The sequence below is a fragment of the Bacillus cereus group sp. N12 genome, assembly GCF_016483575.1.
Classification (GTDB): Bacteria; Bacillota; Bacilli; order Bacillales; family Bacillaceae_G; genus Bacillus_A; species Bacillus_A toyonensis.
The window spans coordinates 22,483-39,224 of sequence record NZ_JAEHBO010000030.1; the positions used below are offsets into that span (position 1 = coordinate 22,483).

Here is a 16,742-nt window from a genome sequence, read left to right on the forward strand (position 1 = left end):
CGTTAGCAGGGAAATATGTAGTTTTATTGCAAAAAATGTATGAGAGTGAGTTCTCATACATTTTGCTAGCATATGTTCTGATCATGATTCAGTCACCTTCTCTACATTCTCTGCTTGATTATTCGCAGCATTGTGGAAGATGATTTTAATCGTCGTTCCTTTACCAACTTCAGAATCTAGTTTGACGGAGTGACCTAAATAATCACAAATTTTACTTACAATATAAAGCCCCATACCGGTAGATTCTCCGAATGTACGACCGTTTTTCCCAGTGTAAAATGGTTCAAATACCCTTCGAATATCTTCTTGCGGAATACCAACGCCTTCATCGCGAACTTCTAGAATAATATCTTTTCCATTTCGATAAGCGGATAAGAACACTTTCTTTCCACGCTCACCAGAGTAACGGACTGCATTTGTCATTAACTGATAGATAATAAATTTTAGCCATTTCGCATCAGAAGCAACCTTTAGATCAGAATGTACTTCTAAAACAGGGAAGACACCATTACGAATGAATAGTTCTTTTAATCCATTAATATTTTTTGTTACCGTATCTTTTAATGAAATCGTCTCAACATGGAAATCTTCATGGAAGTTATTTAACCTAGCCATGTATAAAGCCATATCAAGTCCTTGGTTTAGACGCTCTAACTCTTTTTTGAATTTCGGAATTAAATGTTCGTCTTCCATCTCCAGTACCATAAGCTGCATAACAGAAACAGGTGTCTTCATTTGGTGCACCCAATGGTTAATGAACAATTGATGTTCCTGTTGTTTTACTTCATACGATTGTAGTTCTTTTTGGAAGAGACGGTATTGCGTACGCACGAGTTCATTTACACCGTGAGGCATCGGAGCGGTTGCTCTTTCAATAAACGCATCTTCCATTTTTTCTGGCTGCTCACTTAATCTATGATACATTCTACGGTTACGAACGTAACGATAAGCAAGGAAACAAATAAATAAGTATAAGCTTAAAACGATGAAGTAAAACTTATTATTTTGAAATCCATCTACTGCATCATAGAGAACGAAAATGATACCGAAGTTTAATACGTACAGTAGAAAAAATGTAAAATGATCACGTAAAAATAGCTTCATGCTTATTCACTCCAAGTTGCGTTAAAACGATACCCAAGTCCACGTACTGTTTCAATAGCATTTTCAATACCAAGCTCATTGAACTTTTTACGAAGACGCGTGATGTTTACGTTTAATGTATTTTCCTCAACGAAGCTCTCATCATCCCAAAGAGCAGCTAATAAATCTTCACGGCTCGCTGTACGAGGGAATTTAGATAATAACATTTCGGCTAAAATTGCTTCTTTCTTCGTTAAAAGAACTTGTTCAGATCCGAAGTGAATTTCTGGACGTTCAGGGAATAGTTTTAAACCTTCTACTTCAACGATACGCTCAGAAATATTTGGTGCATAGTCACCGTAAATACGGCGCAATTGACCTTTAATTTTTGCCATTACAACGTCGTAGTGGAACGGTTTCGTAATATAATCATCCGCACCGCTTTCAATCGCCATAATTTGTTCCATCTCACCAGCACGCGCTGAAATGAAAATAATTGGACAAGTAGATTCATGACGAATTTGACGGCACCAGTAGAATCCATCGAATTTCGGTAAGTTCACATCAAGTAAAACAAGGTGTGGTTTCACGGCGTTAAACGATTCCATAATATCATCAAAGTTTTCAGTAACAACAGCGTCGTACCCGTATTTTTGAATGTGAGATTGCAGTAATGATGAAATATTTGGATCGTCTTCAACGATTAAAATTTTATACATATGTATATTCCTCCTCAAAAAAACAATTGTAGCTATAGTGTACCATGTGTTTCACGTCTTTTCATTATGTTGAAATATAAGCTAGTTAACAGTATAGGTTAAAAGTGAGAAAAGTAAAAAGTATTATAGGGATAACTGAATGTATTGTCCTTTTAAATAGATGAAATTTCATAAAAAATAATATATTTTTTATGAAATTTGGAACTTTATTTTGCTTACTGTCCAATATATAGTGAGAACATCGTTAAGGAGGGGGCACTACTTGGCAAGTAATGAAGATATACATATCTGGATAGAACGTTTATTAAAAGGTGATGAGGAGGCTTTTGAATTTATATTTGATTTAACGAGTCAGAGAATATATGAAACTGTCTTCGCTATAGTTAAAAATCGGCATGATACAAATGAAATCGTAAATGAAGTTTACTTTCAACTTTGGAAATCTATTTCAACATATGATCAATCTAGACCGTTTCTATTTTGGTTGAATGGAATTGTTTACAAACAGATTAGTCAGTGGAGAAAAAATATATGGAAGAGGATGCGCTTATTTGAAAAACAACAATTACGTGATGATCCAGTTGTAGACGTTCCCGAAAAAGTATTATTAAGAAAAGAAACAGAAGAGCAGTTATTAACGGTGATACAAGAACTTCCATTTAAATTTAGAATAGTAATCGTGTATCGCTTTTACCACGATTATACGTATGAAGAAATTGCAGAACTATTACAAATCCCTATAGGTACAGTAAGGTCTAGAATTCACAGAGCGTTAGAAAAAATTCGGAATCAATCTAGTATAGAAATAGATGAGGAGGAATCTAATTCAAATGTCGTTTTCAAATGAATTTAAAAAAGCAATGAAACAAGAGGTCCCTAAAGAAGTTAAAGAACATGCTTATCAATCCTTTAGTCAAATGTATAAAAAAGATAGCAAAAAGAAAACGAAAAAGAAATTATTAATAGTGGGTTTAATAGCGGCTGTCGTTATACCGACGAGTACAATGGCATTAAACAATTCTTATTTTGTAAAACCGGAAGTAAAATTAAATGACATGATTAATGATCAAGTTAAAAAGGATGCTGCGGATGGAAAGTCTATACAGCTAAATGAAAAAATAGTCGATAATGGTATTACTCTTCATATAAAAGAAATATTAATTCAAGATGCCAAAATACTTGTTTATTATCGTTTTGAACAACAAGATGGTTCGCTCGTTCCATATGAATTTAATACAACTGGGCTTGATATTAAATCTGATGGTAAAGAAGACGGGAAACAAGTAGAGAGTCCACATTATGAAAATAAGAAATTTAATGCTGTGCAATATTTGCATTTTCTTAGTAACACTCATATCGATAATTATCAAAAAGATCGTATGGGTAATCCTGATGCACCAGAGGCAAGTATTTTTTACTTAACTGATCAAACAGGAAAGAGTTTTGAAACGGTGTTAGCTGCGCACGACAAACCAGAGGGAGTAGTTGTTTTTGAACCGTTAGAAGGTGAAAAATTCCCAGACTTCTTATCTGTACATATTAATATTAACAGAATTGGAGGAACGGAAGGAACTTGGACAACGAAAATTCCAGTGGACATGACGCATAAAACTGTCCAAAAGGACTCTACAAAGAATGAATAATTTCGTATTATATTTAATAGAATCCAAACTAGGTGTGTGAAAGCATGATTAGTTATTGGTTAAATGCATTCGGAACGATAGTAGGTATGTCCTTTATTATAAGTTTAATAATCTTTTGGATTTCTTCGTTTGTTAATAAAATGATAAAATTTAAATAAAAGAAGCTCTTCCTTTAGTTAGAAGAGCTTTTTTTATTTTGTATCCCTCGTATTTCTTCCATCTTTACAGTTTTACTCTATAAAGTAATTAATGTAGGTTAAAAGTGGAAAAAGTAAAAAGGGCCTTACATATTATTGACAATTAACTGAAATCATTTTAACATTTAGATAAATATCTAAATGTCTAATTATCGAAAGGAAGAAAGACATTGAATCAAGCATTCAAAGCATTAGCAGATCCAACAAGGCGAAAAATTTTAGACTTATTAAAAGAAGGTGATCTAACCGCTGGTGAAATTGCCGAACATTTCAATATGACGAAACCAAGTATTTCACACCACTTAAGTGCACTTAAAAATGCTGAACTTATTCAAGATGAAAAAAGAGGGCAATTCGTTGTGTACTCTTTAAACACAACTGTCTTTCAAGATTTGTTGACTTGGGTGTTTACGTTTACAAATAAGGGGGAAGAGGGGAAATGAAAAAACATCTTTTCGCAATTATATTAATTGTTACAACTTGTTTAGCTTGGGCGTTTGCTTGGCCACATTTGCCGGATACAATTGCGACACATTGGAGCGGCGGTAAGGTAGATGGCTATTCGTCTAAATTTTACGGAATGATTTCTATGGTCGGAATTATGATTGCATTATATATATTTCTAAATGTGATACCTAAGATTGATCCAAGAAAAGCAAATTACGAGAAATTTTCTAAAGCTTTTATGATGATGAATAATGGGGTACTCCTGCTACTATTTGTAGGGAATATAGATATTATTACAAGTGGATTAGGATATAACTTATTTATTAATCGGGTTCCAGAATTATTAGTGGGTGTTTTATTTTTAGTAATGGGTAATTATTTACCACAGTGTAAGCCAAACTTTTTTGTCGGGATGCGTAATCCATGGACGTTAAGTAATGAAGAAGTGTGGCGGAAAACACATCGATTTAGTGGAAAAGTATTTGTGGCTTTAGGAATTATTATGATTATAAGTGTTTTCGCTCCGGCTGATTGGAGATCTTATATGATGCTGGGGATTATAGTAGTTGCTGTTATTATAACGAATTTATATTCTTACGTTTTATATAAAAAAGAAATACAATTGTGAGCTATATTAATCAAATTTTATAGTTATAGTTTCTATGTGTTAAGAGATTTTAATACTCAGTGGGGATAATGAAAAGCTCACTGAGTAAATTTTTTGTTTAAAGGTCTGAAAATTCAGTTAAAAAGATGACTTGGGGGGATTTTACATGTTAGAAATTATAAATTTTAGTAAGACATACAAAGGTGGAAAGAAAGCAGTAAATCATTTAAATATTACTGTTAAAGCAGGAGATATCTTTGGATTTATTGGACATAACGGTGCGGGGAAAAGTACAACAATTAAGTCGTTAGTAGGAGTTATAGATTTTGAAGAGGGCGAAATTTTTATTGATGGACATTCAGTAAAAAAGGATCCGATTGCATGTAAGAGAGTAATGGCGTATATTCCTGATAATCCAGATTTATATGAGCAATTAACAGGAATTCAATATTTGAAATTTGTTGCGGATGTATTTAAAGTGCCGGCGAAGGATCGGGAAGAACAGATCCAGAAGTATGGGGATGCCTTTGAGATTACACCTTACTTGGGAGACTTAATATCTTCTTATTCGCATGGCATGAAACAAAAAGTAGCGATTATATCGGCGGTTTTACATAAACCGAAATTATTAGTTTTAGATGAACCTTTCGTTGGTCTTGATCCAAAAGCAGCCGTAGTTTTGAAAGGTATTATGAAAGAGCTTTGTGAAAAAGGAAGTGCGATTTTCTTTTCTACGCACGTTTTAGATGTAGCGGAGAAGTTATGTAATAAAATAGCGATGATAAATAGAGGGAAATTAGCACTTTCAGGAGAAGTGCATTCTTTAATAAAGGAAAGTTCATTGGAAGAACTCTTTATGAAGGAGCTTGCTAATGAATACTAATAGTTTAGGACTTTTAAAAATCCGGTTAATAACGCAGCTCGGTCTAAACACTTTTAAATATGAAAAAGATAAGAAAAAGAAGCAGAATAAGATTTTGCTGACAGCATCTATTGCTCTAGTTGGTGTCATGCTAATGTTATATTGCGGAGCCTCGGCATATGGATTGGTGAAACTAGGAATGAGTGAAATTATTCCCGTTTATGCACTAGTTATTAGCAGTGTATTAACGTTGTTTTTCACTATATTTAAGGCAAATGGAGAAATTTTTGCTTTTAAGGATTACGACTTTTTAATGTCATTGCCGATTCGTGTAAGTACTGTTATTGCAAGTAGATTTTTGTATTTATACTTGCTGAATACAATCTTTTCAATCATAATCATGCTACCGATGGGAGTTGTTTATGGCATACATGAAAATCAATCAGTTTCTTTTTACTTTATGTGGTTCATCAGTATGTTTATAGCATCTTTAATTCCAACAACAATTGCAGCAATCTTTGGAGCTGCGATTACGGCAATCGCTTCTAAATTTAAAAATGCGAATAAAATAACTACGATTTTAAGTTTTATAGTAATTATTACATTCGGTTTCTTTATGCTAAAAAACGGAAATGCTCAATATAGCCTTAATGATATGAACGGAATTGGTGCAATTGTTTCGGAGCAATTAACTAAAGTGTATCCACTAGCTAACATGTTTCAAAAAGCAATTGTTCATGCTGATATTATAGCTTTCATCTTATTCGTCGGGATATCAGTTAGTTGGTATTATCTTTTTGTAAAAATACTTTCGTTAAAATATAAGCAAATAAACACAGGGATTTCCACTTATCATATGCTTTCAAATTATGAGATTAATAGTATAAGAAAAGAAAGTGTATTGGTCGCATTGTATAAAAAAGAGCTGAAACGTTTCTTCTCTTCTACAGTGTATGTCATAAATAGTGGAATGGGAGTCGTGATGGCGATAGCTTTCTCGTTAGCTGTAGTTGTAGTAGGGCCAAGTCAATTAATAGCGTACCCTGGAATTGAGCCCTTGTTGCAAAAGATTGCTCCATTTGCTATTGCAGCAGCGATTTCAATGACGTGTACAACATGTGTGTCATTGTCTTTAGAAGGAAAAAATGTATGGATTATTAAGTCATTGCCTATAGCGCCAAAGATGGTTTATGACAGTAAAATTCTTATGAATCTTTCATTGAGTATACCTGCATCACTTATTAGTGCCGTATTGCTAATAATTGGGTTAAAACTAGATATTTGGAGTTCTCTTTTCATCGTAATAACACCGATAACATACTCACTCTTTTCGGCAGTATGGGGAATTTTTATTAATAATCGATTTGGTTATTATGATTGGGTATCAGAAACTCAAGTAATAAAACAAAGTATAGGATCGTTTATCGGTATGTTTGGTGGCTTAATTATGGCAGTTATACCTGCCTTGTTAATCGGTACCGGTACTATCTCGAACGACAGAGTATTTACTTTTGTCGTTGTTATAGTACTTACGATTATTACTATTTTCTTGTATAAGAACGAGTCGAGAAGAAGTATAAAGTGAAACTTTAATCAGTGGGGGGGTTCATCCCCCCGCTGATTATTAGCCCTTACCAATCGGGCGTTTACGGGCAGTTTATCTCCCACCTAACTTCTTTGCTTCACCTGAATTTTGAGGTGGGAGTTTTACTGCCCGCAAATAGCGGGATAAAATAAAGAAGCTGCTTTTCCTTTAAAAAGGAAGAGCAGCTTTTTTATTTTGAAAAGGTTTAGACTCTTATATTACTTTTTTAAAACAGGTATCCATATCTCGCTTCTGAAATTCGGCGAGGATATCTCTTTACTTTCATTCCACAATATTTCCGGACCTCCTGCTAGTTCATAGTTTGAAGAAGGGAACCATTCAGAATAAATACGTCCCCACACATTTTGTAATGCATCAGGAAATGGACCGACAGCTTCAAATATAGCCCATGTTGAAGCTGCGACTTCAAGTTGCGCGAATTGCTCTGGACAATCTTTCGTTGTGGCTACTCCAATATAATGATCGAGTTCGCCTTTTTCCTCCATTCTTCCTTCAGAAAAATTTGTAGAAGCACTAATGATTCCATTTGGTTCCACATTTGAAAGTATCTTTAATGTTTGAATGGACTGTGGGTTTAAACTTTTCCACATAGAAGCAATTTCTTCATTTACACCGTTAAAAACGATTGGCACTCGTTTTGTAATACCTATAATTCGAAATGAGTCTTTTTCTTCAATTCGATAGTTCATTTCAGTTCCTCCTTGAATGGATAATTGGAAGGTCATTGGTGAATAAGCTTTCAAAGAATGACTAGTACTTCGAGCTTCTGAAGGCGTTATGCCATGCAAATTTTGAAATGCACGTGCAAATGAATCTGGTGAATTGTAGCCATATTTTATAGCAACATCAATGACTTTTATATTGCTGTTTTTTAGTTCAAAGGCAGCGAGAGTAAGACGTCTACAGCGAATGTAATCTGACAGCGATATGCCAGCTAGAAATGAAAACATCCTTTTAAAGTGATACTCGGAGCAGAGTGCTAGCCTCGCAACTTCTTTAAAATCAATTTCATTCGTAAGGTTATCTTCAATATAGTGCATTGCTGCATTCATATTTTTAAGTGAATCCATATTATGACCTCCTCTGTACATAGAATAGCAGGAACGAAATAGCTCCATCCGACATTTCGTGCACAACTTTGTAGGTAGCTTTTTCACCTTACAAAATTGTAATGTTCCTGTAAGGAGAATGAATGGATGGTATGATATCCCAATGTTATAGTAACAAAGTACTTTGATTCATTACGTTAAATTTTTGATGTCTTTACTTATGTGCCTTACATAACTGTCATGTTTGTGTAAGAAACATCGATAGTGGCAAGAGTAGAGAATGTATATAGTGAAAATAGAGAATAGAAGAAATGAGGGATGTCGAGATGAAAACAGTGTTAGAAGCAAAAAATATTAAAAAAGTATATGACACAGGTGGAAATAAATTTGAGGCGTTAAAGGGCATTAACTTACAAGTAAAAGAAGGTGAGTTCGTTGGAATTATGGGACCGTCGGGTTCTGGTAAGACGACGTTACTAAATGTTCTTTCTACAATTGATAATGCGACGGACGGTGAAATTTTAATTGATGGAAAAGATATTGTGAAGATGAATGATGATAAGCTTGCGTTATTCCGCCGCGATCATTTAGGTTTCATTTTCCAAGATTATAACTTATTAGATACGTTAACAGTGAAAGAGAATATTGCGTTACCTCTTGCTTTATCGAAAGTAAAGGCAAATGAAATTGATCGACGTGTTCTTGAAATTGCGAAAAAGTTTGGTATCGATCATATTTTAAGTCAGTTTCCATATCAAGTATCTGGTGGACAGAAGCAGCGCTGCGCCGCATCACGTGCAATCGTTACAAATCCAAGTATGATTTTCGGGGACGAGCCAACTGGAGCGCTTGATTCAAAATCAGCTACAGATTTATTAGAAAGTATGAAGTCGTTAAATGAATATGATAACTCTACCATTTTAATGGTAACACACGATGCATTTGCGGCGAGTTATTGTAAACGAGTTATTTTTATTAAAGATGGTGAACTATATAAAGAATTGCATCGCGGTGAATCGACGCGTAAACAGTTCTTCCAAAAAATCGTTGACGTAATGTCTTCTATTTCTGGAGGTATGGCTGATGACCTTATCTAGCATTGCCCTCCGCAACATACAGCGGAACTTTAAAGACTACTTTGTATATTTTGCATCTATGATTTTTAGTATCGTCATTTACTTTACATTTAAAGCACTGCAATATAATTCACAAATGGAAAAAGCAGCGGAAGCCTCTAAAAAAATTAGCGGTGCGTTTCAAGTTTCAAGTGTGATGCTTATCATTTTCGTAGCAGTGTTCATTATATATTCGAACGGATTCTTTACACGTAAACGTAAAAAAGAAGTTGGCTTATATTCGTTATTAGGTATTCGTAAAAGACAAATTGGTAAAATGCTCTTTTATGAAAATATGTTAATGGGACTAATGTCATTAGTAATTGGGATTGCAATCGGTAGTGTCCTTTCAAAACTATTCCTTGAGTTATTAGTAAGTATGATGGGCTTAAACTTAAATGTTCATTTTGAAGTACCGATGGCTGCCATTATTGATACAGCAATTATTTTCCTTGTGATTATTTTATATACATCGCTCCAAGGATATCGTTTAATTTATCGCTTTAAATTAATTGAACTTTTCCGTGCGGAACGTGAAGGAGAAGCAATGCCAAAAGGATCAGTCATTATGGCATTAATTTCAGTTTTCTTAATCGGTTCAGGTTATTTCTTAGCATTAATGTTTATGAAGGCAGTTAAGTATGCAGACTTTATGGCAATTGCACTTTATATTTTACTTGCGACAGTATTAGGTACGTACTTACTATTTATGTTCTTTACAGTATTCGTATTGAAACGTTCAAGAAATAATAAGTCATCGTTTTATAACGGTATGAATATGGTAACGACGTCACAGTTACTATATCGTATTAAAGGAAATGCAAAGTCACTTGCGACAATTTCTATTTTAAGTGCGGTAACATTAACAGCAGTTGGTACGTCAGTTACGATGTATTACAACACATTTACACAATCAAAAGCAGTTGCACCATACAGCTACTCTTATGAGAAGAAAGATGCAGAATTAGATAAGAAAGTAAATGCGATTTTTGCTGAAGAGAAAGAAAATCATCCTGTAAAAGATCAATTTGAAGTTGAAATGGTTCCTGTAAAAGGAAAGTTTGAAGGGGATAAAGTTGATTTCATCCTTAATATGAACTACAGTATCTCAGAGAAATATCAATTTATGTCTCAATCTGAATTTAATAAACTTGCTAAAAAAATTGATGCAGAAACAGTGAATGTAGCTGCAGGAGAAGCATTTATATATGATAGTTCTTATATTGAAGGGCATGAGTTTAGCCCTCAATATAAAGGGAATAAAGTGGTATTCCAAATTGGAAATGAAACGAAGAAATTGGCGATTCAAGACGCAAATGATAATGCAATTACAAACTTAGGTGAACTAGTTGTTGTCGTTTCAGATGAAATGTATGAGCAAGCGAAGCAAGCATTTGGAACACGTGTTGTAAAAAATATCGATGTAAAAGATGAAAGAAACAGTAAAGTGTTAACGGGAAAATTAGCAAAAGTGATGCCAGCTGGTGAATCAGAAATGGTGCCACCATTTAGAGACTTCTACACTGGTTTCCATATGGGGCTTGAAGGAACTGGACTAATGATGTTCATCGGAATGTTCTTAGGACTTGTATTCTTACTAGCAACAGGTTCTATCATTTACTTTAAACAATTAACAGAAGCAAATGCTGATCGTGAGCGTTATGTTGTACTTCACAAAATAGGGGTCACAAAACAAGAAATGAAAAAAGCGATTGCAAAACAAGTAAGCTTTATTTTTGCGATTCCGTTAGTAATCGGAATCCTGCACAGCTTGTTTGCATTAAAAGGTTTAGGGAACATACTACCATTTGAAATTATGATTCCGCTTCTAATTAGTATCGGAGTATACGGCGCTATTTATATTGGATATTACTTCTTAACAGTTCGTTCTTATTATAAGATCGTGAGTGCGAAGTAATAAGGGGCAGCTATCGCTATAGGCGATAGCTGTTTTTTTATTCTTCATAAAATCTTAAGAAATCTCCTCAATTTTTATTAAGAAACAATAGTTATACTTAGACACAAGTTAAAAACTATTGAACGAATGGGGAGAGGTTTACATGCAACTCATAACATTCTTACATGAATTTATTAAACATCCGAAACATACTGGTGCCATTGCGCCAAGTTCAAAAATATTAGCAAAGAAAATGGTAGATGTAATTGATTTTAATAAAGCGAAATGCATTGTAGAGTTAGGTCCTGGTACAGGAGTTTTTACGAAAGAAATTATGAAGAGAAAGAAGAAGGAAACAATATTTCTTCTTATTGAAATTAATGAAGTGTTTTGCAAAGAGCTAAAGAGAAAATTTAAAGATGAGCAGAACGTCATTGTTGTACACGGTTCAGCTGAAAATATAAAGAAGTATATGGAAGAGTTCAATATGGAATGCATTGATTACGTCTTATCAGGATTGCCTTTTACTTCTTTACCAGAAGAAGTTTCAAAACGTATTTTAAACAATGCAATGGAAGCGATACATGAGAATGGGGAATTCATAACATTTCAATATTCACTTGTGAAAAAAGGCTTTATACAGCATTTCTTCCCTGAAATTACATTAGAAAAAGTGTGGCTCAATTTCCCGCCAGCTTACGTCTTTAGCTGTAAAAAAGAGCTAAGGAGAGCATATGCATAATGGAATTACATGAATTATTATCATACATTGAACAGTACGGGTATTGGGCATTATTTTTCTGTTTATGGTTAGGAATTATCGGTATGCCAATTCCTGATGAAATGATTGTGATGAGCGGTGGTTTCGTATCTTCATTAGGTATATTAAGTGTTATTCCTGCGTTTTTATTAACATATTTAGGTGTTGTATCCGGGCTTTCTTTAGGTTATATACTAGGGAAAATATTTGGGACAAAAGTACTCCATAAATTAATGAAAAAGAAGAAGGCGAAGTATTTTATAAAATCACAAGAAATGGTCGAGGCATACGGACATTACGCACTAATTACGAGTTATTTCATACCGGTTGTAAGACATATCGTGCCGTATTTAGTTGGAATGAATAACATGTCATTTAAGATGTATGCTTTGTATTCTTATACGACAGGATTTGTTTGGACACTCGTTTACTTTGTGCTCGGCTCATTATTTGGACAACACATTAACAAGATTGTAGCGATCGCGATAGAGTATGGCGTGTATTTTGGCGGGCTTGTTTTTGTTATTGCGAGTGGTGTTTATGTGTATAGGCAAAGAAGAAGTACAGTGATGAGTAAGTAGAATGAAGGTTTAGACTTATTGAGAGTAGTATAGAAGGGAGAGTTATTTTGTAGAATAACTCTCCCTTTTAGTGTAATAGCTCCTTATCACTTACATTAGGCTTTGTCTGAAATACGGTTATATAAAGTGTTAATAGGATTGTATTGATCAGATTAGCTAATATCGTCATAAAATCACTTGATGGAGTGATTAGAACGAAGATTGAAAGTATGGCAGAAGCTAGTGGAATGAACTTTTGTAAGGCCGTGATTTCTCCACCTTTGTGAAGTTGCCAGGACATAAAGAAGGCAATTAAGAAAATAAAGGATGTAAATATTAAACCTAAGTATCCCCAGCCATCTTCAATATACCAAGGCAAAAAGCTCATTCTTGATGTGAAAATAAATAAATTGAATACTAACGTGCTAATGATTAACGTATTTAAAATAGTGATATGTATCTGTTTCTTCATTTGAATTATACTCCGGAATTTATTTTATTGACTTAGTTCTTGCAACTCTTTGTCTTTAAAGTGATTAAAATTGTTTTTGTCTATTGTATAAACATCTCCTTTTATGAGGCCAGCTTTATATTGAGTATCTAAAAATTGAAGCTCTTTTTCCAAAATTTTGATACTTAGCTGAATACATTTCTCACGCTGATACTTTGGTAAATCATCACGGTGTTTTGGTTCTGTATGAGGATCTTTTGTATTATCAACACGAATGCCATAATTTAGTTCTAATACATCTACCTGTTTATATAGTTCATCCAACTCTTCTCTTTGCTTCATGATTGAATGTACTTCTGAGCGAGTGATATTAGGGTTAGTTAATTTGAAATGCGCAAGCTCCGCCGCGTAACTTTCAGTTTTTGAGCCTGTATTTGCAAGAACAACAGTTGATAATCCAAGTAGTAGGCCAAGGGATAACGTTGTAATCATTATTTTTTTCATATCCTTTTATTCCTTTCATTATTTCGTATAAATAAAATATTTTTATTGAGATGTTTTTGCCATTTCCATAAATCGTTGTTCAATTTCATCTAGTTCGAATGAATGGCATATTCTACGGTCTTCTTTATCTAAAATTCTATAATGTTGAGATAAAATATTTTGTTGTATTTGATAACCGTTTAATTCTTTTATTTGTCGCCACCACACTTTTCCTCCTAAAGTTTTCGGGAAGTTTGTATTGTAATGTGTAAAAGCGATTGTTTTTATAATCTCATTCACATCATCCCCAAATGTCATCTGGACTGTATCGCTCTGCTCAAAGAGTGTTACGACACAAACAGCACCTGACCATGTTAGTGTGCGTCTTCCTTTTTCAATGTCCACTAATGTTTTCTTCGATAAACCAATAATTTCTGACATTTTATCTTGTGATAAATCATTTTCAACACGGATGAGTTTTAATTTTGAATTAACGAGTTCAATAAATTCTTGTTTATTCATCATGCAGCTCCTTTTTTAACACAGTGTAATTTCGTCAATGACGGTGTAAAAAATTACTTTTTATTGTTTTGATCTTTCTAATTAATATTTCACTTCTAGTTTAAGAAAATGTTAAGAAACCGTACGAGTTTTTATTAAGAAATAAGCTCTATACTTAGAAACATCTTAAAGAAAACATAATGAAAGGCGGAATATAGATGAAAAGATTTATTTTTGGAGCATTACTTGTTATTGTCGCAGGGGCGGCATATTTATTAAATGGAAGTAAGTTGCTAGATCAGATGAACCCATTTCTTGATATAGAGAATCATTATGCAATTATTGATACGGATGGAAAAGAGTTAGGTGGAAATAAAGGCCGTGAATATACGGTGAAAGCTTACGATAAGGATGGGAAAGAAAAAGAAGTAACGATTGATGGAGTAGGTGAATTACAAAAAGGTTCGTACTGGCATGTGCTTACAAGAGGACAGTTTTTACATGATAAAGTGCAAGTAACGATAGATAAAATTCCTGACGGTGCAAAGGCAAAGTTAGGACTGTAAGTATAAACCCGATTCTTGATGAGAGAATCGGGTTTGTTATTTTATGGTAACATGTAGAAGGGGAGTGAGAGTTATGCTACTCATTGTTAGTCTTATATTAATTGGGGTTATGTGTAGTATGAGAATAGTATCCTTACATATGATAGAGCGGCAAAAGATAGAAGAGCGATATGTATATTGTCCAAAATGTGATTCGAAAATTAGAAAAGGAAATTCTGCTCCTTTTTGTTCGAAATGTAATGTAATATTTTAAAGAAGATAAAAAGGCAAAACGAACATACTTCGGTTCGTTTTGCCTTTTTTTTATAAGGAATAATACTAACTTTCCATTTTCCACTGATAACTTCTATAGTGACCTCCACAGGAATAGTGGATTTTTTTAATAAAATCAATTTTAATCATTTTATTTTGGAGCTACAGACGTTGAAACATAAAATTGTTACTTATTAGTATCTATAACACTTTAAAGTGCGTACTTTTTATTGGGTCTTAGATGAGACATAATTACATACGTAAGAGGGACATGAGTAATATGAAACTACAAAGTATCTATGTTTTTTTAATAACTATCGTGCTTTGGAGTGCATACTTCTCTGACTGTTCGAACCCTTTATATCGCTTTTGATCAGTCATTCCTTTTCACATTAATTGATATCCATTCATTATTTTTAAATAGATTTTAGGAGGAGATTTTAAATGAAAGATTTATTAAAAGGCACACTTGGTTTTGGTACGGCACCACTAGGTAATATGTACCGTAATATTCCAGAAGAAGAAGCAATCGCAACAGTGGATGCTGCTTGGGATAATGGTGTTCGTTACTTCGATACAGCGCCACTTTATGGATCTGGTTTAGCAGAGATTCGTCTTGGTGAAGCACTATCGAAACGAAATCGTGATGATTACTTCTTAAGTACAAAAGTAGGTCGAATTATTTCAGATGAATTGGAAGATCCATCTACACGTGATTTAGGTGAAAAGGGCGGACTATTCGAATTTGGTCGTAAAAATAAAATCATCAATGACTACAGTGCGGATGCAACTCTTCGTTCTATTGAGGATAGTTTAAAACGTTTAAAAACAGATCGTCTAGATTTTGTTTATATTCATGATGTAGCACAAGATTTTTATGGAGATGAGTGGATTTCACAATTTGAAATTGCTCGAACAGGAGCATTCCGTGCACTTACTCAATTGCGTGATGAAGGTGTAATTAAAGGCTGGGGCCTTGGAGTAAACAAAGTAGAATCAATTGAACTTATGCTGGACTTAGAAGAAGCAAAACCAAATGTTTCTTTACTAGCGGGTCGCTATTCATTATTAGACCATGAGCGTGCGTTACAACGCGTAATGCCTGCAGCTGTAAAAAACAATATGGACATTGTTGTTGGTGGACCATATAGCTCAGGTGTACTTGCTGGAGGTGCTCACTTCGAATACCAAAAAGCGTCACCAGAAATCATTGCAAAAGTTAATAAAATGAAAAACCTTGCAGATCGTCATGGAATTAGCATTAAAGCTGCTGCTTTACAGTTTTCACTGGCTAACCCAGCGGTTACAGCTGTTATTCCTGGTGCAAGTAAACCGGAACGAATTGCAGAAGACCAAGCTGCATTGAAAACAGTGATTCCGGCAGCGTTCTGGGAAGAAATGCGTGAACAAAAACTAGTTGCAGCTCATGCACCACTACCAATTAACGTTAAATAAAAAGGAGCGTAATGAAAATGGCAAACACTATTACATCTATTAAAATTCCAGCTTCACCTGAACAAGTATGGAAATTAATTGGAGGTTTTGATGCACTTCCAGATTGGTTACCGTATATTCCTAGCAGTAAAGTAACGGAAGGCGGGCGTGTACGCCATTTAGCTAATCCTGATGGCGATGCGATTGTAGAGCGTTTAGAAGCATTTAATGAGAAAGAGCGCTACTACACATATTCAATTATGCAAGCACCGTTCCCTGTGACAAACTATTTATCTACAATTCGTGTGAAAGAAGGTAAAGATGCTAACACATCATTAGTTGAATGGTCTGGTAGCTTCACTCCTGTAGCGGTTACTGATGAAGAGGCAATTAATCTATTCCATGGAATTTATAAAGATGGTTTAGAGGCATTACAACAAGCATATTTAGGTTAATCAATTTATTAAACATTTGAAAGTCTGCAGTGTAACAACTGCAGGCTTTTTTATG

General features: G+C 34.2%; 20 protein-coding genes. 14 read left to right on the plus strand and 6 right to left on the minus strand.

What is annotated here, in order from left to right:
• Positions 1 to 81: 81 nt before the first annotated feature.
• Both JDS92_RS15380 and JDS92_RS15385 read right to left on the minus strand, forming a co-directional pair.
• Positions 82 to 1,104 (minus strand): sensor histidine kinase, encoded by a 1,023-nt coding sequence (locus JDS92_RS15380; protein ID WP_000765359.1) that lies wholly within the window; start codon positions 1,102 to 1,104, stop codon positions 82 to 84.
• 2 nt (positions 1,105 to 1,106) lie between these two features.
• Complete coding sequence (locus tag JDS92_RS15385) at positions 1,107 to 1,802, minus strand: response regulator transcription factor (protein WP_000276732.1); 696 nt, start codon at positions 1,800 to 1,802, stop codon at positions 1,107 to 1,109.
• 262 nt (positions 1,803 to 2,064) lie between these two features.
• On the opposite strand from JDS92_RS15385, the gene JDS92_RS15390 reads away from it, so the two are divergent.
• The 6 genes from JDS92_RS15390 (at position 2,065) to JDS92_RS15415 (ending at position 7,143) form a co-directional block, all read left to right on the plus strand.
• Entirely contained in the window at positions 2,065 to 2,649 is a 585-nt protein-coding gene (locus tag JDS92_RS15390; protein WP_000157855.1) for a sigma-70 family RNA polymerase sigma factor, read from the plus strand.
• A complete protein-coding gene (locus tag JDS92_RS15395) occupies positions 2,633 to 3,445 on the plus strand; it encodes a DUF4179 domain-containing protein (protein ID WP_098710978.1) in 813 nt (270 codons plus the stop codon). Before JDS92_RS15390 ends, JDS92_RS15395 begins: the two co-directional genes overlap by 17 nt.
• Before the next feature lie 367 nt (positions 3,446 to 3,812).
• Entirely contained in the window at positions 3,813 to 4,085 is a 273-nt protein-coding gene (locus tag JDS92_RS15400; protein WP_001070532.1) for an autorepressor SdpR family transcription factor, read from the plus strand.
• The gene (locus JDS92_RS15405; protein ID WP_000716342.1) at positions 4,082 to 4,717 is read left to right on the plus strand and encodes an SdpI family protein; all 636 of its coding nucleotides are present in this window, start codon (positions 4,082 to 4,084) and stop codon (positions 4,715 to 4,717) included. The genes JDS92_RS15400 and JDS92_RS15405 overlap by 4 nt, the downstream gene beginning before the upstream one ends.
• A 145-nt stretch (positions 4,718 to 4,862) precedes the next feature.
• Positions 4,863 to 5,579: an ABC transporter ATP-binding protein gene (locus JDS92_RS15410; RefSeq protein WP_199632123.1), complete on the plus strand. Its 717-nt coding sequence runs from the start codon at positions 4,863 to 4,865 to the stop codon at positions 5,577 to 5,579.
• Positions 5,569 to 7,143, plus strand: a complete 1,575-nt coding sequence (locus JDS92_RS15415; RefSeq protein WP_199632124.1) for a putative ABC transporter permease subunit — start codon at positions 5,569 to 5,571, stop codon at positions 7,141 to 7,143. The genes JDS92_RS15410 and JDS92_RS15415 overlap by 11 nt, the downstream gene beginning before the upstream one ends.
• Positions 7,144 to 7,361: 218 nt before the next feature.
• On the opposite strand, the gene JDS92_RS15420 is transcribed toward JDS92_RS15415, so the two are convergent.
• Positions 7,362 to 8,234 carry an AraC family transcriptional regulator gene (locus JDS92_RS15420; protein ID WP_000377676.1) on the minus strand — a complete coding sequence of 291 codons (873 nt, stop codon included), beginning with the start codon at positions 8,232 to 8,234 and terminating at the stop codon, positions 7,362 to 7,364.
• Positions 8,235 to 8,539: 305 nt separating this feature from the next.
• Here JDS92_RS15420 and JDS92_RS15425 point away from each other — a divergent pair, with 305 nt between their 5' ends.
• From JDS92_RS15425 to JDS92_RS15440, 4 genes are all read left to right on the plus strand, one after another.
• Entirely contained in the window at positions 8,540 to 9,310 is a 771-nt protein-coding gene (locus tag JDS92_RS15425) for an ABC transporter ATP-binding protein (RefSeq protein ID WP_000859662.1), read from the plus strand.
• Positions 9,297 to 11,246, plus strand: coding sequence for an ABC transporter permease (locus tag JDS92_RS15430; RefSeq protein ID WP_199632125.1), 1,950 nt, complete (start codon positions 9,297 to 9,299; stop codon positions 11,244 to 11,246). The genes JDS92_RS15425 and JDS92_RS15430 overlap by 14 nt, the downstream gene beginning before the upstream one ends.
• A gap of 142 nt (positions 11,247 to 11,388) precedes the next feature.
• The gene (locus JDS92_RS15435; RefSeq protein ID WP_098911449.1) at positions 11,389 to 11,967 is read left to right on the plus strand and encodes a class I SAM-dependent methyltransferase; all 579 of its coding nucleotides are present in this window, start codon (positions 11,389 to 11,391) and stop codon (positions 11,965 to 11,967) included.
• A complete protein-coding gene (locus JDS92_RS15440; protein WP_098911448.1) occupies positions 11,967 to 12,566 on the plus strand; it encodes a DedA family protein in 600 nt (199 codons plus the stop codon). Before JDS92_RS15435 ends, JDS92_RS15440 begins: the two co-directional genes overlap by 1 nt.
• Positions 12,567 to 12,633: 67 nt before the next feature.
• Here the strand turns inward: JDS92_RS15440 and JDS92_RS15445 are convergent, their stop codons facing one another.
• Genes JDS92_RS15445 through JDS92_RS15455 form a run of 3 tightly spaced genes read right to left on the minus strand, consistent with a single transcriptional unit; the run spans position 12,634 to position 14,001 of the window.
• Positions 12,634 to 13,017 (minus strand): hypothetical protein, encoded by a 384-nt coding sequence (locus tag JDS92_RS15445; protein ID WP_098911447.1) that lies wholly within the window; start codon positions 13,015 to 13,017, stop codon positions 12,634 to 12,636.
• Between the two features lie 24 nt (positions 13,018 to 13,041).
• Entirely contained in the window at positions 13,042 to 13,500 is a 459-nt protein-coding gene (locus tag JDS92_RS15450) for a hypothetical protein (protein ID WP_098911446.1), read from the minus strand.
• 42 nt (positions 13,501 to 13,542) lie between these two features.
• Positions 13,543 to 14,001, minus strand: coding sequence for a helix-turn-helix transcriptional regulator (locus tag JDS92_RS15455; RefSeq protein WP_098911445.1), 459 nt, complete (start codon positions 13,999 to 14,001; stop codon positions 13,543 to 13,545).
• A 197-nt stretch (positions 14,002 to 14,198) separates the two neighbouring features.
• Here JDS92_RS15455 and JDS92_RS15460 point away from each other — a divergent pair, with 197 nt between their 5' ends.
• From JDS92_RS15460 to JDS92_RS15475, 4 genes are all read left to right on the plus strand, one after another.
• Entirely contained in the window at positions 14,199 to 14,546 is a 348-nt protein-coding gene (locus JDS92_RS15460; RefSeq protein ID WP_087970496.1) for a YxeA family protein, read from the plus strand.
• A gap of 73 nt (positions 14,547 to 14,619) precedes the next feature.
• Entirely contained in the window at positions 14,620 to 14,799 is a 180-nt protein-coding gene (locus JDS92_RS15465) for a hypothetical protein (RefSeq protein ID WP_087970497.1), read from the plus strand.
• 443 nt (positions 14,800 to 15,242) lie between these two features.
• The gene (locus tag JDS92_RS15470; RefSeq protein ID WP_098911444.1) at positions 15,243 to 16,253 is read left to right on the plus strand and encodes an aldo/keto reductase; all 1,011 of its coding nucleotides are present in this window, start codon (positions 15,243 to 15,245) and stop codon (positions 16,251 to 16,253) included.
• Positions 16,254 to 16,270: 17 nt separating this feature from the next.
• The gene (locus JDS92_RS15475; RefSeq protein ID WP_087970499.1) at positions 16,271 to 16,687 is read left to right on the plus strand and encodes an SRPBCC family protein; all 417 of its coding nucleotides are present in this window, start codon (positions 16,271 to 16,273) and stop codon (positions 16,685 to 16,687) included.
• Positions 16,688 to 16,742 lie beyond the last annotated feature (55 nt).

Coding starts and splice junctions, on each gene's coding strand:
- JDS92_RS15380 (WP_000765359.1), bottom strand. CDS start 1,104: ATGAAGCTATTTTTACGTGATCATTTTACATTTTTTCTACTGTACGTA.
- JDS92_RS15385 (WP_000276732.1), bottom strand. CDS start 1,802: ATGTATAAAATTTTAATCGTTGAAGACGATCCAAATATTTCATCATTA.
- JDS92_RS15395 (WP_098710978.1), top strand. CDS start 2,633: ATGTCGTTTTCAAATGAATTTAAAAAAGCAATGAAACAAGAGGTCCCT.
- JDS92_RS15405 (WP_000716342.1), top strand. CDS start 4,082: ATGAAAAAACATCTTTTCGCAATTATATTAATTGTTACAACTTGTTTA.
- JDS92_RS15410 (WP_199632123.1), top strand. CDS start 4,863: ATGTTAGAAATTATAAATTTTAGTAAGACATACAAAGGTGGAAAGAAA.
- JDS92_RS15415 (WP_199632124.1), top strand. CDS start 5,569: ATGAATACTAATAGTTTAGGACTTTTAAAAATCCGGTTAATAACGCAG.
- JDS92_RS15420 (WP_000377676.1), bottom strand. CDS start 8,234: ATGGATTCACTTAAAAATATGAATGCAGCAATGCACTATATTGAAGAT.
- JDS92_RS15425 (WP_000859662.1), top strand. CDS start 8,540: ATGAAAACAGTGTTAGAAGCAAAAAATATTAAAAAAGTATATGACACA.
- JDS92_RS15430 (WP_199632125.1), top strand. CDS start 9,297: ATGACCTTATCTAGCATTGCCCTCCGCAACATACAGCGGAACTTTAAA.
- JDS92_RS15435 (WP_098911449.1), top strand. CDS start 11,389: ATGCAACTCATAACATTCTTACATGAATTTATTAAACATCCGAAACAT.
- JDS92_RS15440 (WP_098911448.1), top strand. CDS start 11,967: ATGGAATTACATGAATTATTATCATACATTGAACAGTACGGGTATTGG.
- JDS92_RS15445 (WP_098911447.1), bottom strand. CDS start 13,017: ATGAAGAAACAGATACATATCACTATTTTAAATACGTTAATCATTAGC.
- JDS92_RS15450 (WP_098911446.1), bottom strand. CDS start 13,500: ATGAAAAAAATAATGATTACAACGTTATCCCTTGGCCTACTACTTGGA.
- JDS92_RS15455 (WP_098911445.1), bottom strand. CDS start 14,001: ATGAATAAACAAGAATTTATTGAACTCGTTAATTCAAAATTAAAACTC.
- JDS92_RS15460 (WP_087970496.1), top strand. CDS start 14,199: ATGAAAAGATTTATTTTTGGAGCATTACTTGTTATTGTCGCAGGGGCG.
- JDS92_RS15465 (WP_087970497.1), top strand. CDS start 14,620: ATGCTACTCATTGTTAGTCTTATATTAATTGGGGTTATGTGTAGTATG.
- JDS92_RS15470 (WP_098911444.1), top strand. CDS start 15,243: ATGAAAGATTTATTAAAAGGCACACTTGGTTTTGGTACGGCACCACTA.
- JDS92_RS15475 (WP_087970499.1), top strand. CDS start 16,271: ATGGCAAACACTATTACATCTATTAAAATTCCAGCTTCACCTGAACAA.